The sequence below is a fragment of the Variovorax sp. IB41 genome (assembly GCF_016405905.1).
GTDB lineage: Bacteria > Pseudomonadota > Gammaproteobacteria > Burkholderiales > Burkholderiaceae_C > Variovorax.
The window spans coordinates 254,371-268,679 of sequence record NZ_JAEFCB010000004.1; the positions used below are offsets into that span (position 1 = coordinate 254,371).

14 protein-coding genes are annotated in these 14,309 nt (G+C 66.8%); 11 read left to right on the forward strand and 3 right to left on the reverse strand.

Translation table 11 applies throughout. The features are described 5' to 3' along the window. Positions 1 to 246 carry a DUF1653 domain-containing protein gene (locus JC881_RS11470; RefSeq protein WP_198785831.1) on the forward strand — a complete coding sequence of 82 codons (246 nt, stop codon included), beginning with the start codon at positions 1 to 3 and terminating at the stop codon, positions 244 to 246. An 11-nt stretch (positions 247 to 257) separates the two neighbouring features. On the opposite strand, the gene JC881_RS11475 is transcribed toward JC881_RS11470, so the two are convergent. Both JC881_RS11475 and purN read right to left on the reverse strand, forming a co-directional pair. After that, positions 258 to 587 (reverse strand): I78 family peptidase inhibitor, encoded by a 330-nt coding sequence (locus JC881_RS11475; RefSeq protein ID WP_198785832.1) that lies wholly within the window; start codon positions 585 to 587, stop codon positions 258 to 260. A gap of 29 nt (positions 588 to 616) precedes the next feature. After that, the gene (gene purN, locus JC881_RS11480) at positions 617 to 1,219 is read right to left on the reverse strand and encodes a phosphoribosylglycinamide formyltransferase (protein ID WP_198785833.1); all 603 of its coding nucleotides are present in this window, start codon (positions 1,217 to 1,219) and stop codon (positions 617 to 619) included. A gap of 129 nt (positions 1,220 to 1,348) precedes the next feature. Here purN and JC881_RS11485 point away from each other — a divergent pair, with 129 nt between their 5' ends. From JC881_RS11485 to JC881_RS11500, 4 genes are all read left to right on the forward strand, one after another. Then, a complete protein-coding gene (locus JC881_RS11485) occupies positions 1,349 to 2,542 on the forward strand; it encodes an acyl-CoA dehydrogenase family protein (protein ID WP_198785834.1) in 1,194 nt (397 codons plus the stop codon). Positions 2,543 to 2,578: 36 nt separating this feature from the next. Further along, a complete protein-coding gene (locus tag JC881_RS11490) occupies positions 2,579 to 3,694 on the forward strand; it encodes an acyl-CoA dehydrogenase family protein (RefSeq protein WP_198785835.1) in 1,116 nt (371 codons plus the stop codon). 81 nt (positions 3,695 to 3,775) lie between these two features. After that, the gene (locus JC881_RS11495; RefSeq protein WP_198785836.1) at positions 3,776 to 5,140 is read left to right on the forward strand and encodes an alpha/beta fold hydrolase; all 1,365 of its coding nucleotides are present in this window, start codon (positions 3,776 to 3,778) and stop codon (positions 5,138 to 5,140) included. Positions 5,141 to 5,151: 11 nt separating this feature from the next. Beyond that, positions 5,152 to 5,940: an enoyl-CoA hydratase gene (locus JC881_RS11500; protein ID WP_198785837.1), complete on the forward strand. Its 789-nt coding sequence runs from the start codon at positions 5,152 to 5,154 to the stop codon at positions 5,938 to 5,940. A 4-nt stretch (positions 5,941 to 5,944) separates the two neighbouring features. On the opposite strand, the gene JC881_RS11505 is transcribed toward JC881_RS11500, so the two are convergent. Then, the gene (locus JC881_RS11505) at positions 5,945 to 6,505 is read right to left on the reverse strand and encodes an HNH endonuclease (RefSeq protein ID WP_013539832.1); all 561 of its coding nucleotides are present in this window, start codon (positions 6,503 to 6,505) and stop codon (positions 5,945 to 5,947) included. Positions 6,506 to 6,672: 167 nt separating this feature from the next. On the opposite strand from JC881_RS11505, the gene JC881_RS11510 reads away from it, so the two are divergent. From JC881_RS11510 to JC881_RS11535, 6 genes are all read left to right on the forward strand, one after another. Then, entirely contained in the window at positions 6,673 to 7,722 is a 1,050-nt protein-coding gene (locus JC881_RS11510; RefSeq protein ID WP_198785838.1) for a bifunctional riboflavin kinase/FAD synthetase, read from the forward strand. A 123-nt stretch (positions 7,723 to 7,845) separates the two neighbouring features. After that, positions 7,846 to 10,710: an isoleucine--tRNA ligase gene (ileS, locus tag JC881_RS11515; RefSeq protein WP_198785839.1), complete on the forward strand. Its 2,865-nt coding sequence runs from the start codon at positions 7,846 to 7,848 to the stop codon at positions 10,708 to 10,710. Continuing rightward, positions 10,710 to 11,228 (forward strand): signal peptidase II, encoded by a 519-nt coding sequence (gene lspA / locus JC881_RS11520; RefSeq protein WP_198785840.1) that lies wholly within the window; start codon positions 10,710 to 10,712, stop codon positions 11,226 to 11,228. The genes ileS and lspA overlap by 1 nt, the downstream gene beginning before the upstream one ends. A gap of 161 nt (positions 11,229 to 11,389) precedes the next feature. Next, on the forward strand, positions 11,390 to 12,403 hold the full coding sequence (locus tag JC881_RS11525) for a LacI family DNA-binding transcriptional regulator (RefSeq protein ID WP_198785841.1): 1,014 nt from the start codon (positions 11,390 to 11,392) through the stop codon (positions 12,401 to 12,403). Between the two features lie 40 nt (positions 12,404 to 12,443). Next, a complete protein-coding gene (locus JC881_RS11530) occupies positions 12,444 to 13,457 on the forward strand; it encodes an ABC transporter substrate-binding protein (RefSeq protein WP_198785842.1) in 1,014 nt (337 codons plus the stop codon). An 18-nt stretch (positions 13,458 to 13,475) separates the two neighbouring features. Further along, on the forward strand, positions 13,476 to 14,297 hold the full coding sequence (locus JC881_RS11535; RefSeq protein WP_198785843.1) for an ABC transporter permease: 822 nt from the start codon (positions 13,476 to 13,478) through the stop codon (positions 14,295 to 14,297). The last annotated feature ends 12 nt before the right edge of the window (positions 14,298 to 14,309 follow it).

Consider the following 14,309-nt stretch of genomic DNA (forward strand, 5'->3'; position numbering starts at 1 on the left):
TTGAACAACGACAACGACCTGCCGCCCCTGATCGAAACGCCGCCAGGCCGCTACCGCCACTACAAGGGCGGCGAGTACGACGTCCTGGGCACCGTGCGCCACAGCGAGACCCTGGAGCCCATGACGCTGTACCGCGCGCTTTATGGGGCCCACGGCCTCTGGGTCCGCCCCGCCGCGATGTTCGGCGAAACGATCGAGATCGACGGCCAGATGCAGCGCAGGTTCACGCCGATCCAGCCCGGCTGAGGGGCCCCGGGTCAACCGCAGCGAACGTCGGTCACGCGGTTGCGCGCATCGACATCCAGGTTGAGCCGGCCGCCGTTGAGTTCCATCGTGACGGCCTCGCCCGGCTTCAGCACACGGACGATTCCTGCGCCGGCCCGGACCCGGGCCGCGGCTTCCAGCTGCGGCGTCAGAGGCTGGCCGACCGCGAACCTGGCGCCATCGGCATTGCATTGGTAGACGGGCTCCGCCCGCGCGGCGGGAGCCTGGGCGGGTGCGGATGCCGGTGACGACGACGCTGCGCAGCCGGCCAGAAGGGCGGCGCCGGCAATGGCGACCAGCAGCGTTGGGGTTTTCTTCCTCACTTCGAGCTCCCGAAAACCCGTCAATATAATCAAAATTTACGAATGTGACGTGATGTATCTGCCAGCCATCCGGCAATGGCGCGTGGATACAACTGATGTTCCTGCGCCAGCACCCTGCCCGCCAGAGTAGCCGCGGTGTCGTCGGGCAGCACGGGCACTACGGCTTGGGCAAGGATCGGCCCGTGGTCGAGTTCGGTGGTGACCTGGTGTACGGTCACGCCGGCCACCTTGCAGCCGGCGTCGATGGCGCGCTGGTGGGTGTTCAGCCCCGGAAAGGCCGGCAGCAGCGAGGGATGGATGTTCACCAGCCGCCCCGCATAGCGCTCGACGAAGCCGGGCGTCAGGATGCGCATGAACCCCGCCAGCACCACCAGATCGGGCGAATGCGCGTCGACGACCTTCGCCAGCGCCTCGTCGAAAGCCTCGCGCGTCGGAAATTCCTTGTGCGGAACGATTTCGGTGGCAATGCCATGAGCGGCGGCGAGCGCCAGTCCGCCGGCTTCCGCCTTGTTGCTCACGACCGCGGCGATGCGCGCGCCGAAGCGCTCGGCCCAGCGGTCGCGCTCGGTGGCACGCACGATGGCCGCCATGTTGGAGCCGCCGCCGGAAATCAGGATCACGATGTTCTTCATGGGAGGGCGGGATTATCCGTGCCACGCTTGTCGCCGCGCGGACACCGATTCACAGCACGACCGTGCTAAAACTCGACGTTCCGGAGACACACCGCGTCTGCGGTGACCGATCAACACAGCGAGGCACGCATGGATTTGAGCTTCACGCCCGAAGAACAGAAGTTCCGCGAAGAGATTCGCGCATGGGTCAAGGAAAACCTCCCCAAAGAGATTTCGCACAAGGTGCACAACGCGCTCGAACTCACGCGCGACGATCTGCAGAACTGGGCCAAGATCCTCGGCAAGAAGGGCTGGCTGGGCTACGGATGGCCCACCGAATTCGGCGGCCCCGGCTGGACCGCCATCCAGCGCCACCTCTTCGAGGAAGAAACCGCCCTCGCCGGCGCGCCCCGCATCATTCCGTTCGGCCCCGTGATGGTCGCCCCGGTGATCATGGCCTTCGGCAACGCCGAGCAGCAAAAGCGCTTCCTCCCCGGCATCGCGAGCGGCGAAGTCTGGTGGAGCCAGGGCTACAGCGAACCGGGCTCGGGCTCCGACCTGGCTTCCGTGAAGACCAAGGCCCAACGCGTCACGGACGGCAAGGGCGATAAATACATCGTCAACGGCCAGAAGACCTGGACCACGCTCGGCCAGTACGGCGACTGGATGTTCAACCTCGTGCGCACCAGCAACGAAGGCAAGCCGCAGACCGGCATCAGCTTCCTCCTGCTCGACATGAAGTCGCCCGGCGTCACCGTGCGCCCGATCAAGCTGCTGGACGGCGGCCATGAAGTCAACGAAGTGTTCTTCGACAACGTCGAGGTGCCCGCCGAGAACCTGATCGGCGAGGAGAACAAGGGCTGGACCTACGCCAAGCACCTGCTCTCGCACGAGCGCACCAACATCGCCGACGTGAACCGCGCCAAGCGCGAACTCGAACGCCTCAAGCGCATCGCCAAGAGCGAAGGCGTCTATGAAGACCAGCGCTTCCGCGACGAGATCGCCAAGCTCGAAGTGGACATCGTCGCGCTCGAGATGATGGTGCTGCGCGTGCTGTCGGCCGCCACCTCGGGCAAGAACTCGCTGGATGTCGCGGGCCTCCTGAAGATCCGCGGCAGCGAGATCCAGCAGCGCTACAGCGAACTGATGATGCTGGCCGGTGGCCCGTACGCGCTGCCGCTCATCCGCGAAGCGATGGAAGCCGGCTGGCAAGGCAACTTCCCCGGCGGCAACCCGGCGATCGCGCCGCTGTCGTCGACCTTCTTCAACATGCGCAAGACCACGATCTACGGTGGCAGCAATGAAGTGCAACGCAACATCGTCGCGCAGACGGTCCTGGGCTGAGCCCTTCGACCAAGCTCAGGACGAACGGAGATAAATATGGATTTCAATTTCACCGACGACCAGGAACAGCTGCGCGACGCCGTCCGCAAATGGGTCGACAAGGGCTATGACTTCGAGCGCCGCCGCGGCATCGAGGCCAAGGGCGGCTTCTCGCGCGAGGCGTGGGACGAACTGGCCGAGCTGGGCCTGGGCGGCCTCTACATCGCCGAAGACGACGGTGGCCTGGGCATGGGCCCGGTGGCCGGCATGGTCGTGATGGAAGAACTGGGCCGCGGCATCGTGCTGGAGCCCTTCGCGCAGACGCTGATCGCCGGCGCCGTGCTCGGCGGCTACGCCGACGCCAGCACCAAGGACAACTGGCTGCCGCGCATCGCCGGCGGCCAGGCCATCGTGGTGCTGGCCTACCAGGAGCGCAAGGCCCGCTACCGCCTGGACGTGTGCGACGCCCATGCCGCCAAGGCCGGCGACGGCTGGTCGCTGACCGGCGCCAAGAGCGTGGTGCCCGTGGGCGACGAAGCCGATGCGTACCTCGTTCCGGCCAAGGTGGACGGCAAGATCGCCCTCTTCCTGGTCGAGCGCAGCGCCAGCGGCGTCGAGGCCCGCGGCTACGGCACGCAGGACGGCGGCCGCGCGGCCGAGGTGGTGTTCGACAAGGCCGACGCCACGCTGGTCACGGCCGATGGCCTGGCCGCGCTGGAATACGCGGTCGATGTCGGCATTGCCGCCACCTGCGCCGAAGCGGTCGGCGTGATGGACAAGACCGTCGCCCTCACCGTCGAATACATGAACCAGCGCAAGCAGTTCGGCGTGACCATCTCCACCTTCCAGGCGCTGCGCCATCGCGTCGCCGACATGAAGATGCAGCTGGAACTCGCGCGCTCGATGAGCTACTACGCGACGCTCAAGCTCAACGCCCCAGCCGAGGAACGGCGCCAGGCGCTGGCGCGCGCCAAGTACCAGCTGGGCACGTCGATGCGCTACGTGGCCGCGAACTCGGTGCAGCTGCACGGCGGCATCGGGGTGACGGACGAGTACATCGGCAGCCACTATTTCCGCAAGCTCACGCAGCTGGAGATGACCTTCGGCGACACGCTGCATCACTTGAGCGAAGTCTCCGCCCGGATGCAGGACACGGCCGGCGTTTTTGCCTGAGAGCCGTTTTCCCATAGCATCCAACGCCCGCCCGCCTTGCGCCGGCGGGCGTTTTCACTTGGACTCCGCCAGGAACGAAACATGCACTCCCGCCGCACCATCCTCGCACTGCCCCTCGCCCTGGGGCTCGCATCGACCGCCATGCTGACCGCCTGCGCCACGGCGCCAACGCCTTCGTACACCGAGCGCCCGCCGATCGTCTTCATGCACGGCAACGGCGATTCGGCGGCGTTGTGGCAGACCACCATCTGGCGCTTCGAGTCGAACGGCTGGCCGCGCGACCGGCTCTTTGCGGTCGACCAGCCGAACCCGGTCGCCCGCGACGATGACGCGGTTGCTCAAACCGGTCGCAGCTCGACCACCGATTCGGCCGTCTTCCTGAAGGCCGAGGTCGACAAGGTGCTCAAGGCCACGGGCGCGAGCAAGGTGGTGCTGATCGGCAACTCGCGCGGCGGCAACACGATCCGCAACTACGTGCAGAACGGCGGCGGCGCGGCCGTGGTGAGCCATGTGGTGCTGGGCGGCAACCCGGCGCACGGCATCTGGGCGGTGAAGGGCTTCCGCGAGAACAACGAGTTCTCGGGCCTCTCGGGCTTCATGCAGCAGCTCAATGCGCCCAAGGGCGCGAACGGCGACGAGGTCACGCCCGGCGTGAAGTGGCTCACGCTGCGCTCGGACAACAACGACAAGTACGCGCAGCCCGACGGCGTCTGGATCGGCGTGCCCGGCAAGCCGACGAACATCGGTTTCGACGGGCCGGCGCTCAAGGGCGCGACGAATGTCGTGCTGCCGCGCGCAGATCACCGCGAGACCTCGTTCTCGCCCGCCGCATTCGCGGCCACGTGGCAGTTCCTGACCGGCGAGGCGCCGCGCACCACAGCGGTCGTGGCCGAGCCGAACGTCGTGCTCAACGGCCGCGCGATCGGCGCGGAAAACCTCTCGCTGAACGGCGGGCAGCTGCGCATCTACGCCGTCGATCCGGCCACGGGCGTGCGTCAGGGCGACGCGGTGCACAGCAAGAACATTGGCGCCGACGGCCGCTGGGGCCCGTTCAGTGCCGGCAGTGGTACGGCCTACGAGTTCGTGCTGAGCGCGGCCGGCTACGGCACCACGCACATCTACCGCAGCCCCTTCCCGCGCAGCAGCGGCGTCGTGAACCTGCGGCCCGAGCGCCTCACGCCGGCCGATGGCAGCGCCAACGTGGTCGTGGTCTTCACGCGGCCGCGCGGGTATTTCGACGCGGAGCGCGACACGATGCGCTTCGACGGGCAAAGCCTGCCGGCCGGCGTGCCGCCCAAGGGCTCGGGCGTGTCGAGCTCAAGGTTGCGCATCGCGGCGAGCGAACAGCAGCGCGCGGTCACCGGCGAGTTCAACGGCGAACGCCTCACCGGCCTGACATGGCCCGCGGTGAAGGAGCATGTGACCGTGCTCGAACTGACCTATTGAGGATCACCGAGATGAACGACACGGCCTCCCCTTTCGTGCTCGCGGCGCGCGATGCGCGCGGCGTGGTCACGCTGACGCTGAACCGTCCGGCGTCCTTCAACGCCCTCTCCGAAGGCATGCTCGGCGCGCTGGAAAAGGCGTTGGGCGACGTCGCAGCCGACGAGACCATGCGCGCAGTCGTCATCGCAGCCGAAGGCAAGGCCTTCTGCGCGGGACATGACCTGAAGGAAATGCGCGCCGAGCCGTCGCTCGGCTACTACCAGCAGCTCTTCGAGCGTTGCGGCGCGATGATGCTGTCGATCCAGCGGCTGCCCGTGCCGGTGATCGCGCGGGTGCACGGCATCGCCACCGCGGCCGGCTGCCAGCTGGTCGCGGTGTGCGACCTGGCCGTGGCGTCGAGCGATGCGCGCTTTGCCGTCAGCGGCGTCAACGTGGGGCTGTTCTGTGCCACGCCGAGCGTCACGCTGTCGCGCAACCTCGGCCGCAAGGAAGCGTTCGAGATGCTGGTGACCGGTGAATTCATCAGCGCGCAGGAAGCGCGGGAGAAGGGGCTGGTCAACCGGGTGGCGACACCGGCTGAACTCGATGCGGCCGTCGAAGCGCTGGTCGCCAGCATCGTCGCCAAGCCCCGCAAGGCGCTGGCGCTGGGCAAGGCCCTGTTCTACCGCCAGCTGGAGACCGGCATCGAAGCGGCGCTGGCCGACGCCAGCCAGACCATGGCCTGCAACATGATGGACGCGAGCGCGCTCGAAGGCGTGCAGGCGTTCATCGAAAAGCGCCCGCCGGACTGGAAACGCTGAAAGGCTAGGTGTCGTGCAGCCGCGAGCTTTGCGGCAGGTGCGCCATCAGGAATTCCATCTGGTCCGCCAGGATGCGGCGGTTTCGCAGAATGAAGTCTTCCCAGAGGCTGGGCACGTAGGGCGCGTACAGCAGCGGCATGTTCGCCTGCTCGGGCGTGCGGCTGCTCTTGCGGTGGTTGCACGGCTTGCAGGCCGTGACCACGTTCATCCAGGTGTCGATGCCCTTCTGGGCGAAGGGAATGATGTGCTCGCGCGTGAGCTCGTCTTCGTGGAAATGGCCGCCGCAGTAGGCGCAGACATTGCGGTCCCGCGAGAACAGCTTGCTGTTGGTCAGGCCCGGACGCTGGGTGAAGGGATTGATGCGCGGCACGCCCTTGGTGCCGATGATGCTGTTGATCGCGATCTGCGACTGCTCGCCCGTGACGGCGTTGTGGCCCCCGCGAAACACCGCCACCTGCGCGCCCACTTCCCAGCGAACTTCGTCCGCCGCGTAGTGGATCACCGCCTGTTCGAGCGATATCCATGACTGGGGCAGCCCTTGGGCCGACAGCTTCAAGACCTTCACACACGCCTCCTCAAGAAAGTGAGAGAACACGGAAAGACCAGGGACACGGAGCGCATCGGAGACCCACGCCAGGCGACGCACTGCGTCACAATATACCGGCTTTGTGACAAAACGGCCTGATTCGCCCATTCGACGGGCGCAAGGCGCTATCAAAAAGATACTCACCGATGCAGGTTTTTCGCGGCTTCCGGCACCCGGGCGTGGCTCCGGCCTGCGCCCTCACCATTGGAAATTTCGACGGTGTGCACCGTGGCCACCAGGCCATGCTTGCGCTGCTGCAGACCGAGGCCCGCCAGCGCGGGCTGCCCAGCTGCGTGCTGACCTTCGAGCCGCACCCGCGCGACTATTTCGCCGCGCTCACCAAGAAACCCGACCTCGCGCCGGCCCGCATCGGCACCCTGCGCGACAAGCTGAGCGAGCTCGCGGCCTGCGGCGTGGCGCAGACCATCGTGCTGCCGTTCGACGGCCGGCTGGCCTCCCAATCGCCCGAGGAATTCATCCAGAACGTGCTGGTCGACGGCCTGGGCGCGCGCTACGTGCTGGTGGGCGACGACTTCCGCTTCGGCGCCAAGCGGGCCGGCGACTACGCCATGCTGGACGCGGCCGGCGACGCGCGCGGCTTCGACGTGGCGCGCATGAACAGCTACGAGGTGCACGGCCTGCGCGTCTCGAGTTCGGCGGTGCGCGAGGCGCTGGCAGAAGGCCGCATGGCCGATGCGCAAACGCTGCTCGGCCGGCCCTACGCGATTTCGGGCCACGTGGTCCACGGCCGCAAGCTCGGCCGCGCGCTGGGCGCCTCGGCGCCGGGCAAGGACGACGGCTTTCGCACCCTCAACCTGCGCTTCAAGCACTGGAAGCCGGCCGCCAGCGGCATCTTCGCGGTGCTGGTGCATGGCCTGGCCGACAAGCCCTTGCCGGGCGTGGCCAACCTGGGCGTGCGCCCCTCGCTGGACGCCAACGACGTCAATGCCGGCCGGGTGCTGCTGGAGACGCACTGCCTGGAGTGGCCCTCGCATCTGGGGTCCGAAGGGGCCTACGGTAAAATCGTCCGCGTGGAACTCCTGCACAAACTGCACGACGAATTGCGCTACACCAGCCTCGAGGCCCTCACTGCGGGCATCGCCAAGGATGGGCGCGACGCACGCGCGTTCTTTGCATCGACCCACGCCCAACACCACGCGGAAGTCCACCGCCAGACCACGCGCGACCGAATTTAGCCCTGCACGCCCCGTGCTGCCGCCCTTCGACAAGCTCAGGGCGAACGGCTATATCTTCCGCACCGACCGCTCAATGCAGTTCGGGCTGAGCCTGTCGAAGCCCCTCTGTTTCGCACTCCCAACATGTCTGACGCTGCTTCCCCCACCGACTACCGCTCCACGCTGAACCTGCCCGACACCCCCTTCCCGATGCGCGGCGACCTGCCCAAGCGCGAACCGGGCTGGGTGAAGGAATGGAACGACGAAGGCCGCTACCACCGCCTGCGCGACGCGCGCCACGGCGCCCCCAAGTTCATCCTGCACGACGGCCCGCCGTACGCCAACGGCCAGATCCACATGGGCCATGCGGTGAACAAGATCCTGAAGGACATGATCACCAAGGCGCGCCAGCTCGAAGGCTTCGACGCGCTGTATGTGCCCGGCTGGGACTGCCACGGCTTGCCGATCGAGAACGCCATCGAAAAGCAGTTCGGCCGCAACCTGAGCCGTGACGAGATGCAGGCCAAGAGCCGCGCCTACGCCACCGAGCAGATCGCCCAGCAGTTGCTCGACTTCCAGCGCCTGGGCGTGCTGGGCGAATGGGACCATCCCTACAAGACGATGGACTTCGCCAACGAAGCCGGCGAGCTGCGCGCGTTCAAGCGCGTGATCGAGCGCGGTTTCGTGTACCGGGGCCTGAAGCCCGTGTACTGGTGCTTCGACTGCGGCTCGTCGCTCGCCGAATTCGAGATCGAATACGCCGACAAGAAGAGCCAGACCATCGACGTGGCCTTCAAGGCGCACGATCACGAGAAGGTGCTCAAGGCCTTCGGCACCGACCACACGATCCTGGGCGACATCTTCGCGGTGATCTGGACCACCACCGCGTGGACCATCCCCGCCAACCAGGCGATCAACCTCAACCCCGAGATCGAGTACTCGCTGGTGGACACCGAGCGCGGCCTCCTGATCCTGGCCAACTCGCTGGTCGAGATGTGCATGACGCGCTATGCGCTCGACGGCAAGGTGCTGGCCACGGTGAAGGGCGAGGCGCTCGGCGGGCTTGAATTCGAGCATCCGCTGTACGACGTGGACGCCGGCTACAAGCGCCTGTCGCCCGTGTACCTGGCCGACTACGCCACCGCCACCGACGGCACCGGCCTCGTGCACTCCTCGCCCGCCTACGGCGTGGACGACTTCAACTCCTGCATCGCGCATGGCGTCGCCTACGACGACATCCTGAATCCGGTGCAGGGCAACGGCAGCTACGCGCCCGACTTTCCGCTCTTCGGCGGCCAGAACATCTGGAAGGCCGTGCCGGTGATCATCGCCGCGCTGCGCGACGCCAACCGGCTGATGACCACCGAGACCATCACCCACAGCTACCCGCATTGCTGGCGCCACAAGACGCCGGTGATCTACCGCGCGGCCGCCCAGTGGTTCGTCCGCATGGACGAGGGCGAAGGCGTGTTCACCAAGGACAAGGCGCCCAAGACGCTGCGCCAGACCGCGCTCGACGCGATCGAGCAGACCAGCTTCTATCCGGAGAACGGCAAGGCGCGCCTGCACGACATGATCGCCGGCCGGCCCGACTGGTGCATCAGCCGCCAGCGCAGCTGGGGCGTGCCGATCCCGTTTTTCCTGCACAAGGATTCGGGCGAGCTGCATCCGCGCACCATGGAAATCCTCGACCGGGCCGCCGACATCGTCGAGAAGGGCGGCATCGAGGCCTGGAGCCGCGTGACGACCGAAGAGATCCTGGGCGCCGAAGACGCGCCCAGCTACACCAAGAGCACCGACATCCTGGAGGTGTGGTTCGACTCGGGCTCGACCTTCTATCACGTGCTGCGCGGCACGCACCCGAACGTTCACCACGAAACGGGGCCCGAAGCCGACCTGTACCTCGAAGGCCACGACCAGCATCGCGGCTGGTTCCATTCGTCGCTCCTGATCGCCTGCGCGCTGGAAGACCGCGCGCCGTACCGCGGCCTGCTCACGCACGGCTTCACGGTCGATGCCAAGGGCATCAAGATGAGCAAGTCGCTCAAGAACGGCATCGACCCGCAGGAAATCAGCAGCAAGCTGGGCGCGGAAATCATCCGCCTCTGGGTGGCCGCGAGCGACTACTCGGGCGACATCGCGGGCGACGACAAGATCCTCGCGCGCGTGGTCGATTCGTACCGCCGCATCCGCAACACGCTGCGCTTCCTCCTGGCCAACACCAGCGACTTCGACATCGCCAAGGATGCGGTGCCGCTGGACCAGTTGTTCGAGATCGACCGCTACGCGCTCGCGCGCGCATCGCAGTTCCAGGCCGAGATCCTTGCGCACTACAAGGTGTACGAGTTCCACCCGGTGGTCTCCAAGCTGCAGATCTACTGCTCGGAAGACCTGGGCGGCTTCTACCTCGACATCCTGAAGGACCGCCTCTACACGAGCGCACCGGGCTCGCTCGCGCGCCGCAGCGCGCAGACCGCGCTCTGGCACATCTCGCAAGCGATGCTGCGCTGGATGGCGCCGTTCCTGAGCTTCACGGCCGAGGAAGCATGGAAGTTCGTGAGCACCGGCAAGCCGGGCGAATCAATCTTCGCGGAGACGTATTCGGACCTCACCCACTTCTTCGACGGAAATCTCATCGACAAGTGGGTACGCATTCGAGGGGCCCGAGAATTCGTGAACAAAGAAATCGAAGTTCAGCGCGCGGCCGGAATGGTTGGTTCGTCATTGCAAGCCAACGTGCAGCTGACCGTTCCGCAAGATACTCACGCAGAACTTTGGAAAGCACTTGATAGCTTGGGCGACGACCTGAAGTTCGTCTTCATCACCTCGGCCATCGCGCTGGCGGCGGGCGACACGCTCGCGACCACGGTCGCGCCGAGCACCGCGCAGAAATGCGAGCGCTGCTGGCACTACCGCGAGGACGTGGGCCACGACCCGGCGCACCCGACGATCTGCGGCCGTTGCACGAGCAACCTGTTCGGCGCCGGCGAATCGCGGAGCTTTGCCTGATGGCCACCGCACGCTCCGCATCTGCATCGCGTTCGCGCGGCGGCAGCCTGGGCATCTGGCCCTGGCTCGGGCTGGCGGTGATCATCGTGATCATCGACCAGTTCACCAAGACGCTGATCCTGGGCTATTACAAGCTCGGCGACGCGACCTACGTGACGAGCTTCTTCAACGTCGTGCGCGCGCACAACACGGGCGCCGCGTTTTCGTTCCTGGCCGACCACTCGGGCTGGCAGCGCTGGTTCTTCACGGCGATCGGCGTGGCAGCGGCGATCTTCATCGTCTGGATGCTCAGGTCGCACGCGGGCCAGAAGCTCTTTTCGTTCGCGATGGCCTGCATTCTGGGCGGCGCCATCGGCAACGTGGTCGACCGGATGATGCACGGCTACGTCGTGGACTTCCTGAGCTTTCACGCGGGCAACTGGTATTTCCCGGCGTTCAATGCGGCGGACAGCGCGATCACGCTCGGGGCCATCTGCCTCATCGTGGACGAGATCCGGCGGGTTCGCCGGGGCAAGTAAGCCAAGTTTTGCAAAGGGCCTTCGGGCCCTTTTTCTTTGGGCCCGGCCCGCAAGCGCCCCGCCTTTGGCGGCACGCCGAGGGTTTCTCCCCGCTTCAATCGATGTCATGACGAAGTCATACTGCCGCGGTTCAATGTAATCGATTACATGAATACCGCACGATGAGCATCCAAGCCGTAGCCGCCAAAGCCAAGGTCTCCGTGGCCACCGTGTCGCGGGCCTTCAATTTCCCCGACAAGGTCACGCCCGCCACGCGCGAGCTGGTGGAGCGCGTGGCGCGCGAGCTGCACTACGTGCCCAACGCGAGCGCGCGCACCCTGCGCACCCAGCGCAGCCGCACACTGGGCGTCGTGCTGCCCACGCTGCTGAACCCGACCTTCGCCGAGTGCCTTCAGGGCATCGCGCGCGCCGCCATCGCGGGCGGCTACGCGATCCTTCCGGTCACCACGGGCTACCGGCTCGACGAGGAAGAGCGCGCGGTGCAGCTGCTGCTCGCCGGCAACGTCGACGGGCTGATCCTCGTGGTCTCCAACCCGTCCACCTCGAAGGCGCTCGCGCGGCTGCGCACCACCGGCACGCCCTATGTGCTCGCCTACAACCGGCACGCGGACCACCCCTGCGTCACCGTCGACAGCGAAGCCGCCGTGGCCGATGCGGTCGCGCGCCTCGTGCTGCTCGGGCATCGCCGCATCGCGATGGTCAGCGGCACGCTCGCCGCCTCCGATCGCGCACAGCAGCGCCTGCGCGGCTACCGCAAGGGCATGGCCGACGCGGGGCTGAAGGCACCGCCGCTGATCGAAGTGCCCTTCGTCGAGAGCGCCGTCGATGCGCTCGCCCATGTGCTGCAGGCCGACAACCGCCCCACCGCGCTCGTCTGCTCGAACGACCTGCTCGCCATCCGCAGCATTCGCGCCGCGCACCTGGGCGGCCTCTCGGTGCCCGACGACTTGAGCGTGATCGGCTTCGACGGCATCGCGCTCGGCGAAGACCTCACGCCCGCGCTCACCACCATCGCCCAGCCCAACAGCGACATCGGCCGGCACAGCGTCGAGCTGCTGGTCCAGGCGATGGCCGGCGGCACCACGCTGCAGGCCGATGCGAGCCTGCTGCTGCCGCACACCTTTCGCGATGGCGAGTCGTGCGCATCCGCGTGCGACGCCGCCACCACCGATTGATCAACCCGCTACACCTTCCATCCCTTCAAGGAGCTTCTTCATGTCCCTCCGCATCTCTCGCATGGCCCGCCTGGGCCTGATCGCAGCCACCTTCGTTGCCGCCGGCAGCGTCATGGCCCAGACCGCCATTTGCTACAACTGCCCCACCGAATGGGCCGACTGGGGCACGCAGCTCAAGGCCATCAAGGCCAAGACCGGCGTCACCGTGCCGCCCGACAACAAGAACTCGGGCCAGTCGCTCGCGCAGATGTCGGCAGAGAAATCGAGCCCCGTCGCCGACGTCACCTACCTGGGCGTGACCTTCGCGGTGCAGGCCGCCAAGGACGGCCTGGTCGAGCCCTACAAGCCGGCCGCATGGAAAGACATTCCAGAGGGCCTCAAGGACCCGGCCGGCAACTGGTTCACCATCCACTCGGGCACGCTCGGCTTCATGGTCAACGTCGATGCGCTCAAGGGCAAGCCGATTCCGAAGTCGTGGGCCGACCTGCTCAAGCCCGAATACAAGGGGCTCATCGGTTATCTCGACCCCGCCTCGGCCTTCGTCGGCTACGTGGGTGCGGTGGCGGTCAACCAGGCGCGCGGCGGCACGCTGGACAACTTCGCGCCGGGCATCGACTACTTCAAGGCGCTGCAGAAGAACGAGCCCATCGTGCCGAAGCAGACGTCTTACGCGCGCGTGCTCTCGGGCGAAATCGCGATCCTGCTGGACTACGACTTCAACGCCTACCGCGCCAAGTACAAGGACAAGGCCAACGTCGCCTTCGTCATCCCGAGCGAAGGCACGCTGGTCGTGCCCTACGTGATGAGCCTGGTCGCCAAGGCGCCGCACGCGGCCGACGCGAAGAAGGTGCTCGACTTCACGCTGTCCGACGAAGGCCAGGCGATCTGGGCCAAGGCCTACCTGCGCCCGGTGCGTGCGAACGCGATGCCCAAGGAGATCGAGGCGCAGTTCCTGCCGGCCAGCGAATACGCGCGCGCCAAGAGCGTCGACTACGCCCGCATGGCCGAGGCGCAGCGCGCGTTCTCCGACCGCTACCTCAAAGAGGTGCGCTGATCTTCGGTCGCCTCTGAGATGAAGCCCGCCAACGCCTGGAACCCACGCTGGCGGCTGCTCGCCTGCGTGGCACCCGCAGCCGCCTTCTTCACGGCCTTCTGGCTGCTGCCGGTGGTGCGCCTGCTCGCACTGCCAGCGGAGAAAGGCTGGGCCACCTACTTCGCGGTGCTGACCGATTCGCGCTATCTGCAGAGCATGGTCAACACCGTCGTGCTGTCGGTGGCGGTGACGCTGGCAACGCTGGTGCTGGGCGCCGCGGTGGGCATCTACCTCGCGCGCCACGCCTTCGTCGGCAAGCGCGTGCTGCTGTCGCTGCTCACGCTGCCGCTGTCGTTCCCGGGCGTGATCATCGGCTTCTTCGTGATCCTGCTGGGCGGGCGGCAAGGGCTCGTGGCCGACGTGAGCGACAGCCTCATCGGCGAGCGCATCACCTTCGCCTACGGCCTGCTTGGCCTCTTTCTCGCGTACCTGTATTTCTCGCTGCCGCGCGCCATCGCCACCTACGCCGCGGCGGCCGAAGCGATGAACGTGCAGCTGGAAGAAGCCGCGCGCTCGCTCGGCGCCTCGCGGCTTCGCGTGGCGCGCGACGTGTGGATGCACGAACTCGCGCCCACCACACTGGCCTGCGGCGCGATCCTCTTCGCGACCTCGATGGGCGCCTTCGGCACGGCCTTCACGCTGGCCAGCAAGTTCGAGGTGATCCCGATCACCATCTACAACGAGTTCACCAACTACGCCAACTTCGCGCTCGCCGCGTCGCTGTCGATTGCGCTGGGCATCGTGACCTGGCTGGTGCTGTTCGTCGCGCGGCGTTTCGGGGCCAACCCCGTGGCGCGCTGAAAGGGAATCGGA

Bases quoted from the DNA above. Each gene is read 5' to 3' on its own strand.
- purN (WP_198785833.1), bottom strand. From the start codon at position 1,219: ATGAAGAACATCGTGATCCTGATTTCCGGCGGCGGCTCCAACATGGCG.
- JC881_RS11485 (WP_198785834.1), top strand. From the start codon at position 1,349: ATGGATTTGAGCTTCACGCCCGAAGAACAGAAGTTCCGCGAAGAGATT.
- JC881_RS11490 (WP_198785835.1), top strand. From the start codon at position 2,579: ATGGATTTCAATTTCACCGACGACCAGGAACAGCTGCGCGACGCCGTC.
- JC881_RS11495 (WP_198785836.1), top strand. From the start codon at position 3,776: ATGCACTCCCGCCGCACCATCCTCGCACTGCCCCTCGCCCTGGGGCTC.
- JC881_RS11500 (WP_198785837.1), top strand. From the start codon at position 5,152: ATGAACGACACGGCCTCCCCTTTCGTGCTCGCGGCGCGCGATGCGCGC.
- JC881_RS11510 (WP_198785838.1), top strand. From the start codon at position 6,673: ATGCAGGTTTTTCGCGGCTTCCGGCACCCGGGCGTGGCTCCGGCCTGC.
- ileS (WP_198785839.1), top strand. From the start codon at position 7,846: ATGTCTGACGCTGCTTCCCCCACCGACTACCGCTCCACGCTGAACCTG.
- lspA (WP_198785840.1), top strand. From the start codon at position 10,710: ATGGCCACCGCACGCTCCGCATCTGCATCGCGTTCGCGCGGCGGCAGC.
- JC881_RS11525 (WP_198785841.1), top strand. From the start codon at position 11,390: ATGAGCATCCAAGCCGTAGCCGCCAAAGCCAAGGTCTCCGTGGCCACC.
- JC881_RS11530 (WP_198785842.1), top strand. From the start codon at position 12,444: ATGTCCCTCCGCATCTCTCGCATGGCCCGCCTGGGCCTGATCGCAGCC.
- JC881_RS11535 (WP_198785843.1), top strand. From the start codon at position 13,476: ATGAAGCCCGCCAACGCCTGGAACCCACGCTGGCGGCTGCTCGCCTGC.